The organism is Amycolatopsis nalaikhensis, assembly GCF_030264295.1.
GTDB classification, from domain to species: Bacteria; Actinomycetota; Actinomycetes; order Mycobacteriales; family Pseudonocardiaceae; genus Amycolatopsis; species Amycolatopsis nalaikhensis.
Window position 1 is genome coordinate 7,977,661 of sequence record NZ_CP127173.1, and the last position, 21,779, is coordinate 7,999,439.

Genomic DNA, 21,779 nt, shown 5'->3' on the forward strand with positions numbered 1-21,779 from the left:
GGATCCGCTCTGCGAGGAGGACCATGGCGACGCTGTCCGGCCGGACGAGGTTCCGCTATTCGCTCGGCTCGTTCGTCACCGGGTCCTTCGGCACGGTCCCCGGCCTCGTGCTCGTCAAGTACCTGACCGACACCATGGCGGTGCCGGCGGGCTGGGCCGCCGCGATCGTGTTCGTGCCCAAGGCCTGGGACGTGCTGTTCAACCCGGTCGCCGGCCGGCTGTCCGACGCCGACCTGCTCAAGACCGGCAGCCGCCGCCGCTTCCTGCTGATCGGCGGCATCGGCGTGGCCATCCTGTTCGCGGCGATGTTCGCCCACCCCGGCTTCGGCGACCCGCTGCCGGACGCGCTCTACGTGGCGATCGCGTTCGCCGCCTGCGCCACGGCGTACGCGTTGTTCCAGGTGCCGTTCAACGCGCTGCCCGCGGAACTGACCGAAGACGCGACCGAGCGCACGAAGCTCACCAGCGTCCGGATCGGCGTGCTGGCCGTGACGATCCTGGTCTGCGGTGGCGGCGCCCCGGCGATCAGCACGGGGATCGGCGGGGTCGCAGGCTACCGGATCATGGCCGTGGTGATCGGGCTGATCGTGCTGGCCGCGACGCTGCTGGTGTACTTCGGGCTGAAGGACGCCCCGGTCGGCTCGCTGCGGCCCAACACGGTGAGCCTCAAGGAGCTGGTGCGGACGCTCACCGCGTGGCGGCCGTTCCGGTGGCTGCTCGGCACGTACTTCATCCAGGCGCTCGGGATCGGCACGGTGCTCGCCGCGATCCCGTTCTTCGCCCAGCGCATCCTCGGCGACGAGGGCTACGGCACGATCCTGTTCGTCATCTTCGTCGGCCCGGCGCTGGTCACCATGCCGCTGTGGCCCCGGCTGGGCGACCGCGTCGGCAAGCTCAACGGTTTCCGGCTGGCCACCGCGGCGTTCGCGATCGGGCTGCTCGGGCTGGTCTTCGCCCGGGAGCTGCCGCTGGTCGTGTCCTTCGTGTTCGTGGCGCTGTGCGGGGTCGGGTACGCCGGGATTTCGGTGTTCCCGCTGGCGATCCTGCCCGACCTGATCACGGCCGAGGAGGAGCGCACCGGCGAGACCCGCGCGGGGATCGCGGCCGGTGTGTGGACGGCGGGGGAGACGCTCGGGCTGGCGTTCGGCGGCGGACTGTGGGCTTTGATCCTCGCCGTCGGCGGGTACGTGTCGAGCACGGACGCGACGGCGAACCAGCCGCACAGCGCGATCCTGGCGATCCTGATCGGGGCGTCGGTCATCCCCGGCGTGCTGATCGCCTTGGCCCTGCCGCTGCTGCGGCGCTCGGTGCTGGAGCCGCGTCATGAACCCGCCTGAGGACGTCCTCGCCGCGCTGCGCGAGCTGCGCGCGGGCGACCTGCCGACGCACGGCGGCCGCACCCTGGCCTACGTCTACGACAGCGGACTGTCCGAAGTGGACTCCCTCGGCGCGGCGGCGCACGCGCTGGCGTCGTCGGCCAACGGCCTCGACCCGACGGCGTTCCCCAGCCTGCTGCAGATGGAGAACGACCTCGTGGCCGAGGCCGCGAGCCTGCTCGGCGGCGTCCCGGGCGTGGTCGGGGCGGTGACCTCGGGCGGGACGGAGTCGTGCCTGCTGGCCGTGCTCGCCGCGCGCGACGACCGGCCCGCGCCGTCGATCGTGCTGCCGACCACCGCGCACGCGGCGTTCCACAAGGCCGCGCACCTGTTCGGGCTGCGCCGGATCGACGTCCCGGTCGACCCGGTGACGTTCCGCGCCGACCCGGCGGCGATGGCCGCGGCGATCGACGACTCGACGGTCCTGGTGGTGGCGAGCGCGCCGTCCTACGCGCACGGTGTGCTCGACCCGATCCCGGAGGTCGCGGCGGCGGCCCGCGAGCGGGGCGTCCGGATGCACGTCGACGCCTGCATCGGTGGCTGGGTGCTGCCGTACTTCGCGCGGCTGGGCGCCGACGTCCCGCCGTTCGACTTCCGCGTTCCCGGCGTCACGAGCATCTCGGTGGACCTGCACAAGTACGCGTACTGCCCGAAGGGGACGTCGGTGCTGCTGCACGCATCGGCCGAGCTGCGGCGTTCGCACTACTTCGCGAGCGCCTCGTGGCCCGGGTACACGATGCTGAACACGACGATCCAGAGCACGCGCTCGGGCGGCCCGCTCGCGGCGGCCTGGGCGGTGGTGAACCACCTCGGTCCGGACGGCTACCTCCAGCTGGCGGCGTCGACCCGGGAAGCGGTTTCCCGGATCCGCTCCGGCATCACGGAGATCGACGGCCTGCGGGTACTGGGCGACCCGATCTCGACGCTGATCGCGTTCACCGGCGACGACGGTTTCGACCTGTTCACCGTGGCCGACGAGATGAAGGCACGCGGCTGGTACGTCCAGCCGCAGTTCGCGCACCTGTCGTCCCCGGTGAACCTGCACCTGACGGTGACGGCGGCCAACCACGGCAGCGAGAAGGAGTTCCTGGCCGACTTGGCGGCCTCAGTGGACGCGGCGCGCGCGGCGGGCCCGGTGGTCGTCGACCCGGCGGTGGCCGAGTTCGTCGCGGCCCTGGATCCGGCGACGCTGACGCCGGAACAGTTCGCGGGCCTGCTGGCGGCGGCGGGCCTCGGCGGCGCTTCTGGCCTCCCCGACCGCATGGCCCCGATCAACGCCCTCCTCGCGACGGCGCCGGCGCCCCTGCGCGAACGCCTCCTCCTGGAGTTCCTCGGCGCGCTCTACACCCCGTCGTGAGTGGCGATTCGGGTTAGAACCCGAATCGCCACTCACGACCGCCTCACTGGTTGCGGGAAGCCAGGCCCGCGGGGGCGGACTTGACCGCCGCGTGGATCGCGTCGGCGAGGGCCAGCGCGTCTTCTTCGGTGAGTTCGAGCGCGACCCTCGCCGAAGCGCCCAGCTCCGGGTTGCGGAAGTCGATGTTCACCGTGTGCGCGTACGGCGCGTGGACCGGGTGGTCGACGTACACGGTGCCTTCGCTCAGCCGGAACCAGCCGCGCGCACCCTTGCCGCTCCCTTCGAGCGTGAACTTCTCCGTCAGGTAAGTGCACATGGTGCGGTCCTCTCAGGCGGTGAGCGTGCGGGAGTAGAAGTCGAGGATGCGGTCCCAGCCGTCCTTGGCGGCTTCCGGCCGGAAGCTCGGGCGGTCGACCGCGAAGAACGCGTGGCCCGCGCCCGCGTACGTGTGGAACTCGTGCTTCTTGCCCAGCTTCTCCAGCTCGGCCGCCAGCACGGCCACCTCGTCCGGGCTCGGGAACTGGTCCTCGGCACCGAAGATGCCCAGCAGCGGGCACGACAGCTGCGGGGCCAGCCCCAGCAGCGGCTTCATCTGCTTCATGGCCTCCGGCGGGTCGTTGACGACGAAGGCGCCGTAGCAGTCGACCGCCGCGTCGAGGTCCAGGGAGCAGGCGGACAGGAACGCCTGGCGCCCGCCCGAGCAGTACCCGATCACGCCGATCCGGCCGTTCGCGTTCTCCAGCGCGCGCAGGTAGTCCGCGGCCCCGGAGACGTCGCCGACGAGCCGGTCGTCGGGGACGCCGCCCAGCGCGCGGACCGTCGCGGCCGCGTCGTCCGAGTCCGCTCCCGGCGCCTCGCGCGTGTACAGGTTGGGGCAGAGCGCGTTGTAGCCCTCGACGGCGAAGCGGCGCACGATCTCCTTCGTCGCCGCGTCGTAGCCGGGCATGTGGTGGATCACCACCACGCCGCCGCGCGGGGTCGCGTCGGTCGGCTTGGCCAGGTAGGCCTCGAGCTCGTCCCCGCCGTGGCCGCTGATGCTGACGGTCCCGGCGACGATCTCGTCGGTCATCGGTTCTCCTTCGTTCCCTCGGGGGTGTGGAAGTAGCGCTTGCCGCGCGAGGCGGAGGCCACCGCGGCGACGACGGCCATCACGGCGGCCGCGGTGAACACGACGACGAGGCCGTGGTGGAACGGTCCGGAAACCAGCCGCGGGAAGAACTCGCCACCGGTGAGCTCCGCCCGGTCGGCCGGGTGCAGCCCGGCCAGGACGCCCGGGCCGAGCAGGTGCCCGACCGGGTTGCTGCCCAGGAACGCGGCGAACAGCGTGCTCACCGGCGGCAGCTGGGCGACGCCGTCGGCGACGGAGGCCGGGACGCCGTGGGCTTGCAGGCCGCTCGTGAGCGTCTGCGGCAGCGACGACGCGAGCCCGGCGATCATCAGCGAGAAGAACACGCCGATCGACAGCGACGTCCCGGAGTTCTGGAACGTCGCCCGCATGCCGGAGGCGACCCCGCGCTGCGCGGTCGGGACGCTGCTCATGATCGCCGAGGTGTTCGGCGCGGAGAACATGCCCTGGCCGATCCCGCTGACCACGAGCAGCGCGGCGAACACGGGGTAGGGGAAGTCCACCGGCAGCGCGAGCAGCCCGAGGAACGCCGCCGCGACCAGCAGGAGCCCGCCGGTGGAGAACAGCCGCGCCCCGAACCGGTCGGAGAGGTAGCCCGACACCGGCCCGGCGACCAGGAACCCGACGGTCAGCGGCAGCAGGTAGATGCCCGCCCACAGCGGGGTCCGCTCGTAGTCGTAGCCGTGCAGGGGCAGCCAGATCCCCTGCAGCCAGATGATGAGCATGAACTGCATGCCACCACGAGCCACCGAGGTGAGCAACGCGGCGACGTTGCCCGCGGCGAACGCGCGGATCTTGAACAGGGAAAGCTGGAACATCGGGGCGGCGACGCGCGTCTCGATGACGCCGAAGAGCGCCAGCAGCAGGACACCCGCGCCGATGCCGCCGAGCACCAGCGGGTTGCCCCAGCCGGTCGCGGCGCCGCCGTACGGCTGGATGCCGTAGGTGATCGCGGCGAGCAGGACCGCGGTGCCCGCGGCGAAGGTGACGTTGCCGCCCCAGTCGATCTTGGCGCGGCTCGGCGTGCCGACCTCGCGGAGGCTGCGGATCGACCAGATCGTGCCGAGCAGCCCGAACGGCACGCTCACCCAGAACACCGCGCGCCAGTCGATCTCGGCGAGCAGCCCGCCGACGACCAGGCCGAGGAACTGCCCGGCCAGCGCGGTGATCTGGTTGACGCCCAGCGCCATGCCGCGCTGCCGCGCCGGGAAGGCGTCGGTGAGGATCGCCGCGGAGTTCGCGGTGAGCATCGAGCCGCCGACCGCCTGCACGATCCGCCAGCCGATCAGCCACAGCGCGCCGCCGCCGGCGTGGAAGGGGTCGAACGACAATGCCACCGACGCGGCGCTGAAGACGACGAAGCCGAGGTTGTACATCTTGACCCGGCCGAACATGTCGCCGAGCCGTCCCAGCGTCACCACCAGCACGGCCTGCACCAGCAGGTAGCCGAGGATCATCCAGAGCAGGTAGCCGATGTTGCCGGGCGCGAGCGGGTCGAGGCCGATGCCGCGGAAGATGGCGGGCAGCGAGATGATGACGATCGAGCCGTCGAGCGCGGACATCAGCACGCCGAGCGTGGTGTTGGACAGCGCGACCCACTTGTAGCGGCTCGCCGGGGCCGCCGTCACGGTCACAGCTCGTCCGCCAGCCGCTCGATCAGCGGGATGGCCGCGATCAGCTCGCGCTGCTCGGCCTCGGTGAACTTCTCGGCCAGCGCCGTCGCCATCTGCCGGGTCGTCCGCGAGCGGCGGTCGGTCAGCAGCCGGACCCCGGCTTCGGTGACCGACATCAGCACCTTACGGCCGTCGGAGTCGTCCTTGCGCCGCTCGACCAGCCCGCGGTCCACCAGCCCGGCCAGGGTGACGCCCATGGCCTGCGGTTTCACGCGTTCGAGGTCGGCGAGGCAGCCGGGGGTGGCCGGGCCTTCCCGGTCGAGCCGCGAGAGGACCGAGCGCTCGGGCAGGGTCAGCTCCCCGACGACGTAGCCCTGCCGCAGCCGCCGGACCAGACGCCCGAGGGCGACGCGCAGATCGGTGCTCGCCTGGAGGAGGTCCTCGTCGGTCACGATCGTCAACCTAGACTGATAAACCTGGGTTTATCAACTCGGACGAAGCGGTCGTGAGTGTTTAGGGCGGTTAGAACCGCCCTAAACACTCACGACGGTCAGTGGACGTGCACCGGGTCCCACTCCGGGAACCGGTCTGGCCCGGTCGCCACCTCGCCGAGGCAGTCCCGCAACGCGGCGAGCAGCGCCTCGCCGTCGAGGTCGACGCCGATGAACACCAGCTCCTGCCGCGGTTCTCCGGCGACCCCCTGCGGCTCGAACCGCGCCACCGCGCCCGCCTGCGACCACAGCCCGGTCACCCCGGGCCGGGACGTCAGCGCGAAGAACCCCTTGGAGCGCAACACCGTCCCGAACTCGCCGGAGTCCAGGCGCCGCGTCACGAAGTCCCACAACGCCGCCGGGTCGAACGCCCGGGACGCGCGGAACACCACGCTCGAGATCCCGTACTCCTCGGTCTCCGGCACGTGGTCGCCGTTCAGCTCCGCGACCCAGCCGGGCGCCTCCTGGGCCCGCTCCGCGTCGTAGCGTCCGGTGCCGAACACGCGCTCCAGCGGCACCTTCCCGAACCTGCCCGTGACGACGTCGGCGGCGGGGTTGAGCCGCCGCAACGTCGCCACCAGGCGGTCCACGTCGGGCGCCGGGACCAGGTCGGTCTTGTTCAGCAGCAGGACGTCGGCGAACTCGACCTGGTCCACGAGCAGGTCACTGACCGTCCGCTCGTCGTCCTCGTACTGGTCCAGCCGCCGCTCGGCGAGGGAGTCCCCGGCGGCCAGCTCGCGGGCGAAGTTCGCCGCGTCCACCACCGTCACCATCGTGTCGAGGCGGGCCACCGCGCCGAGGAAGGTGAACGTCGCCGCCACCGGCATCGGCTCGGAGATCCCGCTCGACTCGATGAGCACGTGGTCGAACCGGTCGTCCGCGCACAAGGCCGCGACCTCGTCGAGCAGGTCTTCCCGCAGGGTGCAGCAGATGCACCCGTTGGTCAGCTCGACAAGGCGCTCCTGGGAGCGCACGAGCGCGGCGTCGATGTTCACCTCGCTCATGTCGTTGACGATCACCGCCACCCGCAGCCCCGCCCGGTTGGCGAGGATGTGGTTCAGCAGTGTCGTCTTGCCCGCGCCGAGGAAGCCGGACAGCACGGTGACCGGGACGGTCACGAGTGGAAGTGCCGCATCAGGCGGCGCGGGACGAGCTGGACCTCGCCGTCGACCTTGATCGGGACCAGGTCCACCGCGGCGGCCTTCCACTGCGACCGCCGGGACCGGGTGTTGCTGCGCGACTTCTTGCGCTTCGGGACGGCCATCAGCGCTTCTCCCGCTTCCCGTAACGGCGGTGGAACTTCTCGACCTGGCCGGCGCTGTCCATGATCCGCTGGGTGCCGGTCCAGAACGGGTGCGACCACGAGCTGATGTCGACCAGGACGAGCGGGTAGGTCCGGCCGTCGGACCACTCGATCGTCTTCTCGGAGGTGATGGTGGAGCGGGTCAGGAAACTGTCGCCGGTGGACGAGTCCTTGAACACGACGGGGTGGTAGTCGGGGTGGATTCCGTTCTTCACTGGTCTTCCTTTCGGTTCGCCGCGGTCGCGTCGTGCCGCGCCGGGTCGGGTTCGGTGTCCTCGCACGGTTCTTCGTGCCAGTCGCCGAACGGGTCGGGGTAGCGCGCCCACGCCTCGGGTCCTGCCGCGAGTTCCTCTTCGGTCAGCAGAGCGCCGCGCAGGGCCGCGTCGATCTCGTCGGGCGTTGTCTGGTCCGTCACCACGACGAGCTCCTGCGCCCGGTCGCCGTGCACCGGGTCCCAGCGCAGGGAAGCCAGCGTGCGGCGCTCGGGGGAGACGTCCGTCCACTCGGGACCGTCCGGGGCGGCGAGCCACGGCCCGGCGTGGCCGATGCCGAGCCCGCCGCCCGCCGACTCGATCCAGAACGCGACGTCGGGCTGGCTCGCCACCCAGGCGCGCCCGCGGGTGCGGACGACGCCGTCGAGCAGCACGTCCAGCGCGTCGTGCAGCCGCTCGGGGTGGAACGGCCGCTGCGCGGTGAACGTGACCAGGCCGATGCCGCAGTCGACGTGCAGTGGCGGCTCGCCGCGCAGCAGCGCGCCGTGCATGTCGGTCACCTCGCCGCGGCGCGCGTCGGCCGGCACGACGTCGAGCACGCCGTGGCCGTCGGTCCGGGCCAGTTCGACCCGCGGGACCGACGGCGCTACCCGGTCGAGCACCGCGGACGCCTTCGCCGCGGTCCACGCGTCGGGAGCCGCGCCGGCCAGCACCAGGACGTCGGCGAACTCGACCTGCGAGAGCGCCACCTGGGCGACCGTGCGCTCGTCCTCCGGGCTGGCCTGCAGGTTCCGCTCGGCCAGGACGTCGTCGCCGGTCGCGTCGGCGAGCCAGGTCGCGCAGTCGACGACGGTGAGCACCGCGCGCAGGTCGACGTCGTCGCTCACCGGGTGGTCGCCGACCAGGACGGTGCGGATCGCCCAGCTCACCGGCTCCGGCTCCATGGCCTCGTCGAGCCGGACGACGACCCGCCGCACCCCGGGCCGCCGCGCGAGGTGCCGCAGCAGGGGGAGCAGGTCTTCGCGCAGGGTGCAGGACACGCAGCCGTGCGCCAGCTCGAGGACGGTCAGCTCGTCGCGCTCGCCCAGCCGCAGGCGGCGCCGGACCACACCGGAGTGGATCTCGCGCAGGTCGTGGTGGACGACGGCGGTGCCGGGCCCGGCGGCCCGCAGCAGTTCGGCGAGCGTGGCGTTCGGGCCCGGGGCGAGGCCGCTCACGAGGACGAGCGGGACGCGGGGATCAGGGGTCACGAGGGCTCCAGGAATACGGACGGGGTACGGTGCGTAGAGTAGATGAAAACGAAAACCACTACCAACTCGGGAGGGTCCGTGTCCGCCGTGTGCCAGGTCACCGGCCGCAAGCCGGGCTACGGCAAGCAGGTCTCGCACTCGCACCGCCGCACCTCGCGGCGCTGGGAGCCGAACCTGCAGAACCGTCGCTACTTCGTGCCGAGCGAGGGCCGCTGGGTCCGCCTGCGCGTGTCCGCCAAGGGCTTGAAGACGATCGACAAGCGCGGCATCGAGGCCGTCGTCGCCGAGCTGAAGGCAAGGGGAGTGAAGCTGTAATGGCCAAGAGCACCGACGTCCGGCCGATCATCAAGCTGCGGTCCACCGCGGGGACCGGCTACACGTACGTCACGAAGAAGAACCGGCGGAACGACCCCGACCGGATGGTGCTGCGCAAGTACGACCCGGTCGCGCGCGAGCACGTCGAGTTCAAGGAAGAGCGCTGATGGCCAAGAAGTCCAAGATCGCCAAGAACGAGCAGCGGAAGGTGATCGCGGCGCGGTACGTCGCCCGGCGCCGGGAGCTCAAGGCCGTCATCGCCTCGCCGTCCTCGTCCACGGAGGAGAAGGCTTCGGCGGTGGTCGCGCTGCAGAAGCTGCCGCGTGACGCGAGCCCGACGCGCATCCGCAACCGGGACGCCGCCGACGGTCGCCCGCGCGGCTACCTGCGGAAGTTCGGGCTGTCGCGGGTCAAGATGCGGCAGGCCGCACACAACGGCGAGCTGCCCGGCGTGTCGAAGTCGAGCTGGTGATCCGGATGCCGAAGCCGAACCGGGACCGCCCGGGCAAGCGCAAGGTGAACCTGTTGCACGCCAACCGGATCAGGGCTGTCGACTGGAAGGACGTCGACCTGCTCCGGAAGTTCATTTCGGATCGGGGCAAGATCCGCGCCCGCCGCGTGACGGGCTTGACGCCGCAGCAGCAGAAACAGGTCGCGACGGCGATCAAGAACGCGCGGGAGATGGCCCTGCTGCCGTACCCGTCGTCGGGTCGCACGAGCTGACGGTGTCACGCCACCCGGAAGCCTCTCCGGGTGGCGTGACCCACGCTGGGCTGGCGCGGCGGTGAACCCCCAATAAACTCCGGCGCATGGACGACCCGCACTACCTCTCCGGCCTCCAGCTCACGGGCCGCCGCGTCGTGATGTTCGGCGGCGGCACCGTGGCCCAGCGCAGGCTGCCCAGGCTGATCAGCGCGGGTGCCCGCGTCGAACTGGTGTCACCGCACACGACGCCGTCGGTGCAGGGGATGGTGGACGCGGGCGAGCTGGTCTGGCATGAGCGCCGCTACACCGAAGGCGACCTGCGCGACGCGTGGTACGCCCTGGCCTGCACGAACGACCCCGAGGTCAACGCGGCGATCTGCGCCGAGGCCGAGCGCGAGCGGGTGTTCTGCGTCCGCGCCGACGAGGGTGAGTCGGGATCGGCGGTGACCCCGGCGTCCGGGCGCCACGGCGGCCTCCTGTTCGGCGTGCTCTCCGGCGGTGAGCCGCTGCGCTCGGCCGCGGTCCGCGACTCGATGCTGGACGGCCTGCACAACGGCACGATCGAGGACGGCCGCCAGCCCCACCCCGAGGGCACCCTGCCGGGCGTGGCCCTGGTCGGCGGCGGCCCGGGCGACCCGGAGCTGATCACGGTCCGCGGCCGACGGCTCCTGGCCCGCGCGGACGTCGTCGTCGCCGACCGGCTGGCCCCCCGCGAGCTGCTGGACGAGCTCGCGCCCGAGGTCGAGATCGTCGACGCGGCGAAGATCCCCTACGGCCGCGCGGCCAGCCAGGACGTCATCAACCAGACGTTGATCGAGAAAGCCAAGGAAGGCAAGTTCGTCGTCCGGCTGAAGGGCGGCGACCCGTACCTGTTCGGCCGCGGCTTCGAAGAGGTGCTGGCCTGCGTCGAGGCGGGCGTGCCGGTGACGATGGTCCCGGGCATCACGAGCGCGTTCGCGGTGCCGGCGGTCGCCGACGTCCCGGTTACGCACCGCGGCGTCGCGCACGAAGTGGTGGTCGTATCGGGCCACGTGGCTCCGGGCGACGACCGCTCGCTGGTCGACTGGGAGCTCCTGGCCCGCCTGCGCGGCACGATCGTGCTGATGATGGGCGTGGAGCGGCTCCCGCAGTTCGCGAAGGCCCTCCTGGACGGCGGCCGCCCGGCGGACACCCCGGTGGCGATCGTGGAGGACGGCACGATGCGCACCCAGCGCACGCTGCGCTCGACGCTGGACACGGTGGTCACCGACGCGGCGGCATCGGGGGTCCGCCCACCGGCGGTCATCGTGATCGGCCCGGTGGCCGGGCTCGCGCCGGAGCGGCCGTAGCGGCGACCTCGCCCGTCGACCTTCGTGCCGCTCAGTCTTCGTAGCAGCTCGCGGCGAAGTCGCGGATCGCCTCGGTGAGCCGGGTCGGGTCGAGGCGCAGCTCGACCGGGCTGCGGGCCTGGACGAACTCCGCGTCCGGCATGTCCACGGCCAGGGTGTCCGCGTCGCCGAACGGGTGGATCGGGTCGTTCTGGTGCCCGATCACCAGCGCTCGCGCGGTGATCTTGCGGCGGACCGCCTTCGGCGGCGCGATCCGGCCGAACAGCACGCCGTGCAGCAACGCCGCCATCGGGGCCGGGCGCTGCGAGAGCGTGTCGGTGACGACGTCGACCCACTGGTTGCCGTGCGGGACCAGCGATGCCGCCAGCGCCACCGCCTGCACCGTCACCGGCAGGAACCTCGCCGCCATCAGCAGCGGCGCGAACGTGATCAGCCCGGCGACGATCGCGTTGTCCAGTACCGGCATCTCGACGATCAGCCCGCGGACCCGGTCGGGGGCCAGCACCGCGACTTCGAGCGAGACGTTCGCGCCGAGGGACGTCCCGCCGATCACCGCCGAGTCCACCTCGAGGTGGTCGAGCAGGGCAAGCGTCTGCTCGGCGAACGAGGGCATCGAGTACAGCCACGACTCGGTGGGGCGGTCGGAGTCGCCGTGGCCGAGCAGGTCGAGGGTGATGACGCGGAAGCCCTCGCCGGCCAGTCGGCGGGCCAGCGGCGCGTGCATCCGGCGGGTCAGCATGATCCCGTGGGTGAGCACGACGACGCGGTCGCCGCTGCCGAACTCCGTGTACCAGAGCCGGTGTCCCTCGTGGTCGAACGAGCCGGTCAGCTCGATCGGGCGGGAGGCCCGCCGGACGGGAGTCGCCGGGGACTCCGGTTCGATCACGGTCGCACTGCTGGCCGGGCTCATGTCCCACCGTCCTCCCCGCGTCGTGGCGTCAGTCGTTCCAGGAAAGCATCCCCCGACCAGGTCGGCACAGTGACGGGGGCGTCAATTGACAACGTGCCAATGGCGGGTGGCCGCGGGCATGGGTCAAGATGACCCCATGACCGCTACTGCTGACAGTCTGCCCGACCTCGTCTCCCTCAAGGTCGACGTCGAAGGCCACGTGGCCGAAGTGACGCTCCTCGGCCCGTCGAAGGGCAACGCGATGGGGCCGGACTTCTGGCGCGAGCTGCCGCTGGTGTTCCGCGCGCTGGACGCCGACCCGCAGGTCAGGGCCGTGGTGCTGACCGGCAGCGGCGCGCACTTCTCCTACGGCCTCGACCTGCCGGCGATGATGGGCGACTGGGCGCCGATGCTGGGCGGCGACGCCCTCGCCGGCCCGCGCACGGCCTTCCTCGACCAGGTGCGCTCCCTGCAGGCGGCGGTCAGCTCGATCGCGGAATGCCGCAAACCGGTCATCGCGGCCGTCTCCGGCTGGTGCATCGGCGGGGGTGTCGACGTCATCGCCGCCGCGGACGTCCGGCTGGCCAGCGCCGACGCCAAGTTCAGCGTCCGCGAGGTGCGCGTCGCCATCGTCGCGGACCTCGGCAGCCTCCAGCGCCTCGCCTCCATCGTCGGTGAGGGGCACCTGCGGGAGCTCGCCCTGACCGGCAAGGACATCGACGCCGCCCGCGCCGAGAAGATCGGCTTGGTCAACGACGTCCACGAGAACCAGGACGCCCTGCTGAAGGCCGCGCGGGAACTCGCGGGGGAGATCGCTGCGAACCCGCCGCTGGTGGTGCAGGGTACGAAGCAGGTACTGGCCACGAACACCGAGCGCCAGGTCGCCGACGGCCTCCGGTACGTCGCGGCGTGGAACTCGGCGTTCCTGCCCAGCAAGGACCTCGGCGAAGCGGTCCAGGCGTTCATGGAGCGCCGGAAGCCGGAGTTCAAGGGCGAATAGACACTCCCGAGGAGGCAGGGTGAGCAACGGCGCTTCGGAAGTCCACCACGCGTTCCGCGTGGCCAGGGACTACCTGCAGACCCACCGCGAGGACTACGAGACGGCCTACCGCGACTTCGCCTGGCCGGAGTTCGACGAGTTCAACTGGGCGATCGACTGGTTCGACGTGGTCGCGCACGACCCCGACAACGCCGAGCGGCTTGCGCTGTGGATCGTCGAGGAGGACGGCTCCGAGAACCGCTGGACCTACCCGGAGATGTCCGGGCGGTCCAACCAGGTGGCGAACTGGCTGCGCGGCCTGGGCGTCCGCCGCGGCGACCGGCTGATCCTGATGCTGGGCAACCAGGGCGAGCTGTGGGAGACCATCCTCGCCGCGATCAAGCTCGGCGCGGTGATCATCCCGGCGTCGACGCTGCTCGGCCCGGCCGACCTGACCGACCGGGTGGAGCGCGGCGCGGCCAAGCACGTCGTGGTCCGCTCGGTGGACGCGCCGAAGTTCGACGGCGTCGCGGGCGACTACACGCGGATCGCGGTGGGGGAGCCGGTCGAGGGCTGGCACTCGTACGCGACGGCGTTCGCCGAGTCGCCGGAGTTCGCCCCGGACGGCCCGACCAAGGCGGCCGACCCGCTGCTGCTGTACTTCACCTCCGGCACGACCGCGAAGCCGAAGCTGGTGCAGCACACGCACGTCTCCTACCCGGTCGGCCACCTGTCGACGATGTACTGGATCGGGCTGGAGCCCGGCGACGTCCACCTCAACATCTCCTCACCCGGCTGGGCGAAGCACGCGTGGAGCAACTTCTTCGCGCCGTGGAACGCCGAGGCGACGGTGTTCCTCTACAACTACACCCGGTTCGACGCGACCGCGTTGATGGCCCAGATGGACCGGTGCGGCGTGACGAGCTTCTGCGCGCCGCCGACGGTGTGGCGGATGCTCATCCAGGCCGACCTGACGGCGCTGAAGTCGCCGCCGCGCAAGGTCGTCGGCGCGGGGGAGCCGCTGAACCCGGAGGTCATCGACCAGGTCGAGAAGGCGTGGGGCGTCACCATCCGCGACGGCTTCGGCCAGACGGAGAGCAGCGTCCAGATCGCCAACACGCCCGGCCAGGACGTCGTGCCCGGCTCGATGGGCCGCCCGCTGCCCGGGTTCGTGGTGGCCCTGGTCGACCCGGTGTCCGGCGAGCGCGCGACCGAGGGCGAGATCTGCCTGGACCTCCAGCACCGCCCGGTGGGCCTGATGACCGGCTACGCGGACGACGACGAGCGCACGTCGGCGGCCTTCGCGAACGGCTTCTACCACACCGGCGACGTCGGTTCGCTCGACGAGCGCGGCTACATCACGTACGTCGGGCGCACGGACGACGTGTTCAAGGCGTCGGACTACCGGATCTCGCCGTTCGAGCTGGAGAGCGTCCTGATCGAGCACGAGGCGGTGGCGGAGGCGGCGGTCGTCCCGGCCCCCGACCCGATCCGGCTCGCGGTGCCCAAGGCGTACGTCGTGCTGGCGTCCGGATTCTCGCCGGACGCGGAGACCGCGCGCTCGATCCTCGCGTACTGCCGCGAGCACCTGGCGCCGTACAAGCGGATCCGGCGGCTGGAGTTCGCGGAGCTGCCGAAGACGATCTCGGGCAAGATCCGCCGCGTCGAGCTGCGCGGCCGCGAGAACGACCCGAAGCGCGCCGAGTCGACGGAGTACCGCGAGGAGGACTTCCCCGACCTCAAGAGCTGACGGGCCCAAGCGCCCCAATGTGGCCTTCGGTGCGTCAGACGCAACCAAGGCGGCCTTCGGTGCGTCTGACGCAACCAAGGCCGCCTTGGGGCGCTTTCAGCCGCGGGTGCCCTCGACCTGGCGGCCGTCCTCGGTGGAGCACGCTGTCACCGGGTCGTTCGGGCCGCTGCCGCACGTCCACTCGTCGAGCACCACCGGGCCCGGGCCGTCGGGCGCGTTCGCCTCGGCCGGGGTCAGCTTCGCGAAGTAGTCCTTCAGCAGCTTCGTCGCCGCGGCGCAGTCGACCTTCCCGTGCGCCACCACCGCCGTCTTCGCGCCGCCCGTGCCCGTGACGTCGCCGCAGGGCACGCCAGGGGCCGTCGACTCGGCCGCGGCGGCCGCGGCGGGGGCGGGCCCGCCGGGGGTCGGCGTGGCGGGCGCCGGGTCGCCGCCGCAGCCGGCCAGTACGGCGGTCGCGGCGACGAGCAGCAAGGGGTACGCGAGTGTCTTCATGGGCCCTTCAGGAACGGGAACGGGAACGGGTCACTCGGACGGCACGACGGCGGCGAACACCGTCTGCTCGCCCTTGGTGCAGGTGGTGCCGCCCTGCGCGGCGGGCGGCCCGGACGTGCACAGCCAGCCGTCGACGGTCTCGTTCACCGCGTCGTTCGACCCGGCGCCCTGGCGCCCGGCGATCTTGCGGTGGAAGTCGCCGACCAGCTTCGTCGCCGCCGCGCAGCTGACGCCGGCCGAGCCGCTGTCGAACACGTACAGCGTCAGCCCGCTGGCCGCGGTCACCGTGCCGCACGAGCCGGGGACCGACGGCGGTGCCCCGGACGGCTTCGACACCGGCGCCGGCGTGGACGAGCCGCCGGTCGCGGGCGGTGGCGGGGGCGTGCCGGTCGTCGTCGGAACGGGGGACGACGTCGCCGGGGGCGGGGACGGCGGCGCCGGGGCGGCCGGGGCGCCGGAGCACGCCGCCAGCGCGGGCACGGCGAGGCAGGCCGCGAGCCACTTCCTCGTGGTGGTCGGGTGGGGCACCGCGATCCTTCCTCCCCGGTGGGCCCCGCGGGGCGACGTGCCCACGGGTGTGCGGCAGATTACTCCAGCCGGGTGGCGGCCCGTCCGGTGCCCGCCCCAACACCGTCCACAATGGACGATTAACATTCCGTTCACGCTCCGAAACCTCGCGCTGTCATCGAGAATCGATCGGTCTAATTCCCGCCGTGCCCGTTAACATCCGGGCCGCGCGTGCCGAAGATCCCGGTGGAGGCCGAAGAGCTTCCCCGTCCCCGACACCCGTCCCGAGCCCGTGAGAGCGATGAACGCCGAAGCAGTGACCAGCCCCGAAGGCGGCGACACCGAAGACCCGTCCAGTCCGCCGACCGTGCCCAGCAGCGTCGTCTGGTGCTGCGGCCGCCCGTACGTCCTCGAGGCGCGCCCCGGCCGCGCCCGCTGGATGGGCACCGACTACCGCGGCCGCCCCGAAGCGCTGAGCAGCGCCGAGCTGCAGCGACGCGGCTGGAGCCGCCGCCGGGCGTGCTGACCGGCGCACTCTAGGCTGGGCGGGTGAGCACAGCCGCCCCCGAACCCGCCGCTCAGGCGAGCGCCGAGCCGTCACTGCTGCGGCAGGCCCTGAACGTCCCGAACATCCTGTCCCTGCTGCGGCTGGCCGGCGTCCCGGTCTTCCTCTGGCTGCTGCTCGGCCCGGAAGAGGACGGCTGGGCGCTCGCGGTGCTGGTGTTCAGCGCCCTCACCGACTGGCTCGACGGCAAGCTGGCCCGCTGGCTCAACCAGATGTCCCGGCTGGGCCAGCTGCTCGACCCGGCGGCCGACCGGCTGTACATCCTGGCGACGCTCATCGCGTTCCTGGTCCGCGAGATCATCCCGTGGTGGGTCGTGGTCCCGCTCGTGCTGCGCGAGGCCGTCCTCGGCGTCTGCGTCATGACGCTGCGCCGCCGCGGCTTCGCGCCGCCCGAGGTCACCTACATCGGCAAGGGCGCCACCTTCGTCCTGATGTACGCCTTCCCGTTCCTGCTGCTCGCGCAGGGCGGCTCCGACGTCGCCGCGGTCGCCCGGCCGATCGGCTACGCCTTCACCATCTGGGGCGCGGTCCTCTACCTCTGGTCCGGCGTGCTGTACGTCGTGCAGGCGCGCAACGCGCTGCGCGGCGCCGGCGACGACTGAGCGCGACGCCGTTACCCCGGGTCGTGCCGGGCGGCTGCGCCGTGTGGGTGTAAGACTTCGCCCAGCACGTTTTCGCCAGTGAGGGCATGAAAGGGGACCGGCGGTGTCCGCTCCTGAAGAGCTTCGCTACACCGAGGAACACGAGTGGGTCGCCACCCGCGAGGAGACGCTCGTCCGCGTCGGCATCACCGAGTACGCGCAAGACCAGCTCGGCGACGTCGTGTTCGTCGACCTGCCCGAGGTCGGCCGCCAGGTGAGCGCGGGCGACGTCTTCGGCGAGGTCGAGTCGACCAAGAGCGTCTCCGAGCTGTTCGCGCCGGTCGACGGCGAGGTGGTGGCGGTCAACGACGCCGTCGCCGACTCGCCCGAGCTGATCAACAGTGACCCGTACGGCGAGGGCTGGCTGATCGAGATCCGGCTCGACGACTCGGCGGGCCTGGAAGCCCTGCTCGAAGCCGAGGCGTACGACGCGCTGACCAAGGGCTGAAGCCCGCTCCGCCGGTTCGGGGAGCCGGGGCTCGGAGAATCGATCAGGCACGGTACGTTGGCAGCTACACGTTCTTGAGTACTAGGCATCACAGCATGTGTGGAGGAGAGCTCAGGTGAGCACGAACGACGGGCCCGGCGGCGTTCCCCCGGAGCAGTCTCCGGAGCGGACCTCTGTCTTCCGGGCCGACTTCCTGGCCGAAGCCGAAGGCCACGAGCCCGCCCCGGCCGCGGAAGCTCCGGTCCAGGGCGTCGACGCCCTGCCGCCCGGTTCGGCCCTGCTGGTCGTGAAGCGCGGGCCCAACGCGGGTTCGCGGTTCCTGCTCGACCGCGACACCACCAGCGCCGGGCGGCACCCGGACAGCGACATTTTCCTGGACGACGTCACGGTGTCCCGGCGGCACGCGGAGTTCCGGCGCGAGGGCGGCGAGTTCGTCGTCATCGACGTCGGCAGCCTCAACGGCACCTACGTCAACCGGGAGCCGGTCGACCAGGCCGTCCTCGCCGGCGGCGACGAGGTCCAGATCGGGAAGTTCCGCCTGGTCTTCCTGACCGGCCCGGGGCACGGGGGCCAGGGGGCGCAGTGACGGCGGCCGGGCGGCCACAGAACCACGGGTTGAGCATCGGGGCCGTTCTGGCGCAGCTGCGCGCCGACTTCCCCGACGTCACCATCTCCAAGATCCGGTTCCTCGAAGCGGAAGGCCTGGTCACGCCGGGCCGGACGCCTTCGGGGTACCGGCAGTTCGCCGCGGCGGACGTGGAGCGCCTGCGGTTCGTCCTGGCCGCCCAGCGGGACCACTACCTCCCGCTGAAGGTCATCAAGGAGCAGCTGGACGCGGCGGACTCGGGTGCCGGGCCCGCCGCGGCCCTGCCCCGCCCGCCGCGCCGGCTGGTGCCGATCGACGCGCCCGCGGAGAACGTCGGCCTGCCGGTGGCGGACGACTTCGCCGCTGGCAAGGAGCTGCGCCTGACCCAGGAGGAGCTCCTGGAGCGGGCCGGCATCGACGAGGCCGCGCTGGCCGACCTCCAGCAGTACGGCCTGGTCCGGCCGGGCCCGGCGGGGTTCTTCGACCCCGACGCGGTGCTGGTGGCGCGCACGGTGAAGGCGATGACCGAATTCGGTATCGAGCCGAGACATCTGCGTGCCTTCCGCGCCGCGGCCGACCGCGAGGTGGGGTTGCTGGAGCAGATCGTGACGCCGGTGTACCGGCATCGTGACCCGGAGGCCGGGGCGAGGGCGGACGAGGTGGTCAGGGAGCTCGCGGCACTGTCCGTGACGCTGCACACGCTCCTCGTCAAGGCCGGAATCCGTGGCGTCGCCGGGTGTTGATCGTAACGGGGCAGTGAGATCCTCTTTGCGGTCCCATGTCAATGACTGAATGTTCGGACCCGCATGCCGTACCGTGAGAGCAGGGTTTGCGGCAGGCGAACCGAGAGAGTCCGGACAGCGAGCACAGCGCACGGATGACGGGTAGCGTCGGCAGTGGCGGCGCGAAGCCGTTCGAACGCTGAAGCCCGTGTGCACGAGAGGGAGGCGAAACCCGATGAGCGAAATGCGCGTCGTCGGTGTGCGGGTCGAGCTGCCCGCGAATCAGCCGATCTTGTTGCTGCGGGAGACCGAGGGTGAACGGTATCTGCCGATCTGGATCGGCTCGGTCGAAGCCACCGCCATCGCCTTGGAGCAGCAGGGGGTCCGCCCCGCCCGTCCGCTCACGCATGACCTGCTGAAAGAGGTCATCGGAGCGCTGGGCCGGGAGCTGGAGCAGGTCGTCATCACCGATCTGAAGGAAGGCACGTTCTTCGCGGAGCTGGTCTTCGACGGCGACATCCGGGTGTCCGCCCGGCCGAGCGACTCGGTCGCGCTGGCCCTGCGGATCGGCGTCCCCATCCACGCCGTGGACGCGGTGCTGGAAGAGGCCGGCCTGATCATCCCGGACGAGCAGGAGGACGAGGTCGAGAAGTTCCGCGAGTTCCTCGACTCCGTGTCGCCGGAAGACTTCCGCGGAGCCGACACCTGATCTCTTGCCTTGACGCGGACGTCAACGTCTAGCGTCGGAGGCATGCGGATCGGAGAACTCGCACAGCGCACGGGTGTCACCACCCGTGCGCTGCGCTTTTACGAGGCCCAGGGCCTCCTCGCGGCCCGTCGCTCGGCGAACGGCTACCGCGAGTACGACGAGGACGACCTCCAGCTGGTCAAGGAGATCCAGACCCTCCAGACGGTCGGGCTGACGCTGGAGGAGACCCGGCCGTTCGTCGAGTGCCTGCGCAGCGGCCACGACACCGGCGACGCGTGCGAAAGCTCGATCGAGGTGTACCGCCGCAAGCTCGAAGAAGCCGACGCGCTGCTGGCGAAACTCGGCGGCATCCGCGCCGAGCTGACCGCGAAGCTCGTCGCCGCCCTCGCCCGGCAGGCCCCCGATCCGTGTGTCGTGCCCGATTCCCCGCGCCCCTGAAGGAGCCCCCCGATGTCCGAAGTCACCGCAGTCACCGATGCGACCTTCGCCGAAGTCCTCGGCAGTGACGTCCCCGTGCTCGTCGAGTTCTGGGCGACCTGGTGCCCGCCCTGCCGGATGGTCTCCCCGGTGCTCGACGCGCTGGCCGCCGAACGCGCCGGGACGCTCGCCGTGCGGAAGATCAACTCCGACGAGAACCCGGAGACCACCCGCTCCTACCAGGTCATGTCGCTGCCGACGATGATTCTCTTCCGCCACGGGGAGCCGGTCGAGACGATCGTCGGCGCGTTCCCGAAGGCCCGCATCGAAGAGCGGCTCGACCGGGCCCTCATGGCGCCGTCGCCTTGACGAAGGTGTCCGCGACCTCGCGGCCGTACTTCTCCAGGTCCAGGGAGGGGTCGGCCGCGTAGGCCGCGGCGACGCCGTCGATGGCCTGGGCGATCGACATCGCCATCACCTCCGGCGTGAACTCGCCGAACAGCCCTTCGGCCTGCCCCTGCTTGAGCTGACGCGCGAGGCCGTGCACCCGCATGTCGTCGACCAGCACCTTCGTCATCACCCAGCCGTCGGCGTCGTCGGCGTTGGCCGCCAGCTCGGTGAGCACCCGGACGCACTCCGGGTACGCGCGCAGGAACGCGATCGACGTCTCGATGTGCGCCCGCAGGTAGCCGGGCCGGTCCGCCGGGTCGAGCTCGCCGCCGGTGCGCGCGGTGAGGAACTCGTTCTTCGTCTCGACGACCGTGCTCAGCACCGCCTGCATCAGGCCGGCCTTGTTCGTGAAGTGGTAGGAGATCAGCCGGGTGCTGCTGAGCCCGGCGCGCTCCTTGATCTTGGCGAAGGTGGTCTTCCGGTAGCCGAGGTCGGCGATGACGCCGATCGTCGCGCCGATGATCTGCGCGCGCCGCGCGGCCTCGGTGACGCTGAGCCCCAGCTCCGCCATGAGGTCGGTGTTTACTTGCATGAGTAAAAATTAACACGGCTGAGTAAAAGTGTCGAGCGGGTTTGAACCGCGGCCCACGGGGTACGGCGAACGGCTCAAAGGCTCATCCGTCCGTTGAGGCTTGCCGCGCGTCGCGTTGACCGGTCCAGTCCGGGCGCTTACCGTCGAAGGAGGTAAATCGCCACGGTGTGATTCGCGGTCTGGGGCCGGACCGTGGCGGTCGACCTCCGGCGGGCCCCGCTCCTGGGGCCGTCCGGCTGTCATTCGCCGGCCGCCAGGTCGGGCGAGGGGAGGCTTGCGTGGTCGAGGCTGGTTCCGAGAAGCAGCCTGTTGAGGTCGCGAGTGGCGAGCAGGGTGAGCTGTTCCCCGACAACTCGCTGCCGGACGAGCTGGTGGGCTACCGCGGCCCGGCCGCGTGCCAGATCGCCGGGATCACCTACCGCCAGCTCGACTACTGGGCCCGGACGAAGCTGGTCGCGCCCAGCATCCGCACCGCGCACGGCTCCGGCTCGCAGCGGCTGTACTCGTTCAAGGACATCCTGGTCCTCAAGGTCGTCAAGCGGCTCCTGGACACCGGGGTCTCGCTGCAGAACATCCGCGTCGCCGTCGACCACCTGCGCGTCCGCGGGGTCCGCGACCTCGCCCGGGTCACGCTGTTCTCCGACGGCACCACGGTCTACGAATGCACGTCCCCGGAGGAGATCGTCGATCTGCTCCAGGGCGGCCAAGGCGTCTTCGGCATCGCGGTCAGCGGGGCGATGCAGGAGATCAGCGGCACCATCCACGAGTTCCCGGCCGAACGCGCCGACGGCGGCGTCGTCGAGACGCACGAACCGGACGAGCTGACCCAGCGCCGCAACGCCCGCAAGACCGGTTGATCACCGCCGAGGCGGACGGAGTAAGGTTCTCCCTGCGGTCGACGAATCCGCGCGGGAGAGTCCGAACCTCATAGTGAGTTCGGCGCCGAAGGAGCAAGTCCTCCCCGGAACCTCTCAGGCACCCTGGACCGCGCGGACGAGACGCCTCTGGAAAGCGGG

At 71.4% G+C, this 21,779-nt stretch carries 30 protein-coding genes and 1 riboswitch; of the genes, 18 read left to right on the forward strand and 12 right to left on the reverse strand.

What is annotated here, in order from left to right; genetic code table 11:
• Positions 1–23: 23 nt before the first annotated feature.
• Together QP939_RS38855 and QP939_RS38860 are read left to right on the forward strand one after the other, a co-directional pair.
• Positions 24–1,337 (forward strand): MFS transporter, encoded by a 1,314-nt coding sequence (locus tag QP939_RS38855; RefSeq protein ID WP_285451469.1) that lies wholly within the window; start codon positions 24–26, stop codon positions 1,335–1,337.
• Positions 1,324–2,733, forward strand: a complete 1,410-nt coding sequence (locus QP939_RS38860) for a pyridoxal phosphate-dependent decarboxylase family protein (RefSeq protein WP_285451470.1) — start codon at positions 1,324–1,326, stop codon at positions 2,731–2,733. The genes QP939_RS38855 and QP939_RS38860 overlap by 14 nt, the downstream gene beginning before the upstream one ends.
• A gap of 43 nt (positions 2,734–2,776) precedes the next feature.
• On the opposite strand, the gene QP939_RS38865 is transcribed toward QP939_RS38860, so the two are convergent.
• The 8 genes from QP939_RS38865 to mrf all read right to left on the reverse strand — a co-directional run bounded on the left by QP939_RS38865 (position 2,777) and on the right by mrf (position 8,728).
• Complete coding sequence (locus tag QP939_RS38865; protein WP_285451471.1) at positions 2,777–3,049, reverse strand: DUF6295 family protein; 273 nt, start codon at positions 3,047–3,049, stop codon at positions 2,777–2,779.
• 12 nt (positions 3,050–3,061) lie between these two features.
• Entirely contained in the window at positions 3,062–3,802 is a 741-nt protein-coding gene (locus tag QP939_RS38870; protein ID WP_285451473.1) for a dienelactone hydrolase family protein, read from the reverse strand.
• Positions 3,799–5,493: an MFS transporter gene (locus QP939_RS38875; RefSeq protein ID WP_285451474.1), complete on the reverse strand. Its 1,695-nt coding sequence runs from the start codon at positions 5,491–5,493 to the stop codon at positions 3,799–3,801. Before QP939_RS38875 ends, QP939_RS38870 begins: the two co-directional genes overlap by 4 nt.
• Positions 5,490–5,924: a MarR family winged helix-turn-helix transcriptional regulator gene (locus QP939_RS38880; RefSeq protein ID WP_285451475.1), complete on the reverse strand. Its 435-nt coding sequence runs from the start codon at positions 5,922–5,924 to the stop codon at positions 5,490–5,492. Before QP939_RS38880 ends, QP939_RS38875 begins: the two co-directional genes overlap by 4 nt.
• Positions 5,925–6,022: 98 nt before the next feature.
• Positions 6,023–7,081, reverse strand: a complete 1,059-nt coding sequence (locus QP939_RS38885; protein ID WP_285451476.1) for a GTP-binding protein — start codon at positions 7,079–7,081, stop codon at positions 6,023–6,025.
• Complete coding sequence (rpmF, locus tag QP939_RS38890) at positions 7,078–7,227, reverse strand: 50S ribosomal protein L32 (RefSeq protein WP_285451477.1); 150 nt, start codon at positions 7,225–7,227, stop codon at positions 7,078–7,080. Before rpmF ends, QP939_RS38885 begins: the two co-directional genes overlap by 4 nt.
• Positions 7,227–7,481, reverse strand: a complete 255-nt coding sequence (locus tag QP939_RS38895) for a type B 50S ribosomal protein L31 (RefSeq protein ID WP_285451479.1) — start codon at positions 7,479–7,481, stop codon at positions 7,227–7,229. Before QP939_RS38895 ends, rpmF begins: the two co-directional genes overlap by 1 nt.
• On the reverse strand, positions 7,478–8,728 hold the full coding sequence (mrf, locus tag QP939_RS38900; protein WP_285451480.1) for a ribosome hibernation factor-recruiting GTPase MRF: 1,251 nt from the start codon (positions 8,726–8,728) through the stop codon (positions 7,478–7,480). The genes QP939_RS38895 and mrf overlap by 4 nt, the downstream gene beginning before the upstream one ends.
• Positions 8,729–8,806: 78 nt before the next feature.
• Between mrf and rpmB the strand changes: the two genes are divergently transcribed.
• The 5 genes from rpmB (at position 8,807) to cobA (ending at position 11,076) form a co-directional block, all read left to right on the forward strand.
• The gene (gene rpmB / locus QP939_RS38905; RefSeq protein WP_285451481.1) at positions 8,807–9,043 is read left to right on the forward strand and encodes a 50S ribosomal protein L28; all 237 of its coding nucleotides are present in this window, start codon (positions 8,807–8,809) and stop codon (positions 9,041–9,043) included.
• The gene (rpmG, locus tag QP939_RS38910) at positions 9,043–9,210 is read left to right on the forward strand and encodes a 50S ribosomal protein L33 (RefSeq protein WP_285451482.1); all 168 of its coding nucleotides are present in this window, start codon (positions 9,043–9,045) and stop codon (positions 9,208–9,210) included. The genes rpmB and rpmG overlap by 1 nt, the downstream gene beginning before the upstream one ends.
• Positions 9,210–9,515, forward strand: a complete 306-nt coding sequence (rpsN, locus tag QP939_RS38915; RefSeq protein WP_285451483.1) for a 30S ribosomal protein S14 — start codon at positions 9,210–9,212, stop codon at positions 9,513–9,515. The genes rpmG and rpsN overlap by 1 nt, the downstream gene beginning before the upstream one ends.
• Positions 9,512–9,766: a 30S ribosomal protein S18 gene (gene rpsR / locus QP939_RS38920; RefSeq protein ID WP_285451484.1), complete on the forward strand. Its 255-nt coding sequence runs from the start codon at positions 9,512–9,514 to the stop codon at positions 9,764–9,766. Before rpsN ends, rpsR begins: the two co-directional genes overlap by 4 nt.
• Positions 9,767–9,852: 86 nt before the next feature.
• Complete coding sequence (gene cobA / locus QP939_RS38925; RefSeq protein WP_285451485.1) at positions 9,853–11,076, forward strand: uroporphyrinogen-III C-methyltransferase; 1,224 nt, start codon at positions 9,853–9,855, stop codon at positions 11,074–11,076.
• A 31-nt stretch (positions 11,077–11,107) separates the two neighbouring features.
• On the opposite strand, the gene QP939_RS38930 is transcribed toward cobA, so the two are convergent.
• Positions 11,108–11,986, reverse strand: a complete 879-nt coding sequence (locus tag QP939_RS38930) for an alpha/beta fold hydrolase (RefSeq protein WP_285451486.1) — start codon at positions 11,984–11,986, stop codon at positions 11,108–11,110.
• Between the two features lie 136 nt (positions 11,987–12,122).
• On the opposite strand from QP939_RS38930, the gene QP939_RS38935 reads away from it, so the two are divergent.
• Together QP939_RS38935 and QP939_RS38940 are read left to right on the forward strand one after the other, a co-directional pair.
• Positions 12,123–12,965, forward strand: coding sequence for a crotonase/enoyl-CoA hydratase family protein (locus QP939_RS38935; protein ID WP_285451487.1), 843 nt, complete (start codon positions 12,123–12,125; stop codon positions 12,963–12,965).
• Between the two features lie 19 nt (positions 12,966–12,984).
• On the forward strand, positions 12,985–14,694 hold the full coding sequence (locus tag QP939_RS38940) for an AMP-binding protein (protein ID WP_285451488.1): 1,710 nt from the start codon (positions 12,985–12,987) through the stop codon (positions 14,692–14,694).
• Between the two features lie 96 nt (positions 14,695–14,790).
• On the opposite strand, the gene QP939_RS38945 is transcribed toward QP939_RS38940, so the two are convergent.
• Both QP939_RS38945 and QP939_RS38950 read right to left on the reverse strand, forming a co-directional pair.
• Positions 14,791–15,186 carry a hypothetical protein gene (locus QP939_RS38945; RefSeq protein WP_285451489.1) on the reverse strand — a complete coding sequence of 132 codons (396 nt, stop codon included), beginning with the start codon at positions 15,184–15,186 and terminating at the stop codon, positions 14,791–14,793.
• A gap of 30 nt (positions 15,187–15,216) precedes the next feature.
• Complete coding sequence (locus QP939_RS38950) at positions 15,217–15,714, reverse strand: hypothetical protein (protein WP_285451490.1); 498 nt, start codon at positions 15,712–15,714, stop codon at positions 15,217–15,219.
• 280 nt (positions 15,715–15,994) lie between these two features.
• Here QP939_RS38950 and QP939_RS38955 point away from each other — a divergent pair, with 280 nt between their 5' ends.
• The 8 genes from QP939_RS38955 to trxA all read left to right on the forward strand — a co-directional run bounded on the left by QP939_RS38955 (position 15,995) and on the right by trxA (position 20,150).
• On the forward strand, positions 15,995–16,219 hold the full coding sequence (locus QP939_RS38955; protein ID WP_285451492.1) for a hypothetical protein: 225 nt from the start codon (positions 15,995–15,997) through the stop codon (positions 16,217–16,219).
• A 23-nt stretch (positions 16,220–16,242) separates the two neighbouring features.
• The gene (gene clsA, locus QP939_RS38960; RefSeq protein WP_285451494.1) at positions 16,243–16,860 is read left to right on the forward strand and encodes a cardiolipin synthase ClsA; all 618 of its coding nucleotides are present in this window, start codon (positions 16,243–16,245) and stop codon (positions 16,858–16,860) included.
• A 103-nt stretch (positions 16,861–16,963) separates the two neighbouring features.
• Positions 16,964–17,347, forward strand: coding sequence for a glycine cleavage system protein GcvH (gcvH, locus tag QP939_RS38965; protein ID WP_285451496.1), 384 nt, complete (start codon positions 16,964–16,966; stop codon positions 17,345–17,347).
• A gap of 115 nt (positions 17,348–17,462) precedes the next feature.
• Entirely contained in the window at positions 17,463–17,933 is a 471-nt protein-coding gene (gene garA, locus QP939_RS38970) for a glycogen accumulation regulator GarA (RefSeq protein ID WP_086679381.1), read from the forward strand.
• Complete coding sequence (gene ftsR, locus QP939_RS38975) at positions 17,930–18,676, forward strand: transcriptional regulator FtsR (RefSeq protein WP_285451497.1); 747 nt, start codon at positions 17,930–17,932, stop codon at positions 18,674–18,676. The genes garA and ftsR overlap by 4 nt, the downstream gene beginning before the upstream one ends.
• A gap of 214 nt (positions 18,677–18,890) precedes the next feature.
• Positions 18,891–19,364 carry a bifunctional nuclease family protein gene (locus tag QP939_RS38980; RefSeq protein WP_009078856.1) on the forward strand — a complete coding sequence of 158 codons (474 nt, stop codon included), beginning with the start codon at positions 18,891–18,893 and terminating at the stop codon, positions 19,362–19,364.
• Positions 19,365–19,406: 42 nt separating this feature from the next.
• Positions 19,407–19,802, forward strand: coding sequence for a MerR family transcriptional regulator (locus QP939_RS38985; RefSeq protein WP_285451507.1), 396 nt, complete (start codon positions 19,407–19,409; stop codon positions 19,800–19,802).
• A 12-nt stretch (positions 19,803–19,814) separates the two neighbouring features.
• Positions 19,815–20,150: a thioredoxin gene (gene trxA, locus QP939_RS38990; RefSeq protein ID WP_285451509.1), complete on the forward strand. Its 336-nt coding sequence runs from the start codon at positions 19,815–19,817 to the stop codon at positions 20,148–20,150.
• Here trxA and QP939_RS38995 read toward each other — a convergent pair.
• Positions 20,131–20,763, reverse strand: coding sequence for a TetR/AcrR family transcriptional regulator (locus QP939_RS38995; protein WP_285451510.1), 633 nt, complete (start codon positions 20,761–20,763; stop codon positions 20,131–20,133). The two genes, trxA and QP939_RS38995, sit on opposite strands and share 20 nt — an antisense overlap.
• A 278-nt stretch (positions 20,764–21,041) precedes the next feature.
• Here QP939_RS38995 and QP939_RS39000 point away from each other — a divergent pair, with 278 nt between their 5' ends.
• Positions 21,042–21,620 (forward strand): MerR family transcriptional regulator, encoded by a 579-nt coding sequence (locus tag QP939_RS39000; RefSeq protein WP_285451512.1) that lies wholly within the window; start codon positions 21,042–21,044, stop codon positions 21,618–21,620.
• A gap of 42 nt (positions 21,621–21,662) precedes the next feature.
• A riboswitch (glycine riboswitch) is annotated at positions 21,663–21,761 on the forward strand.
• Positions 21,762–21,779: the final 18 nt, after the last annotated feature.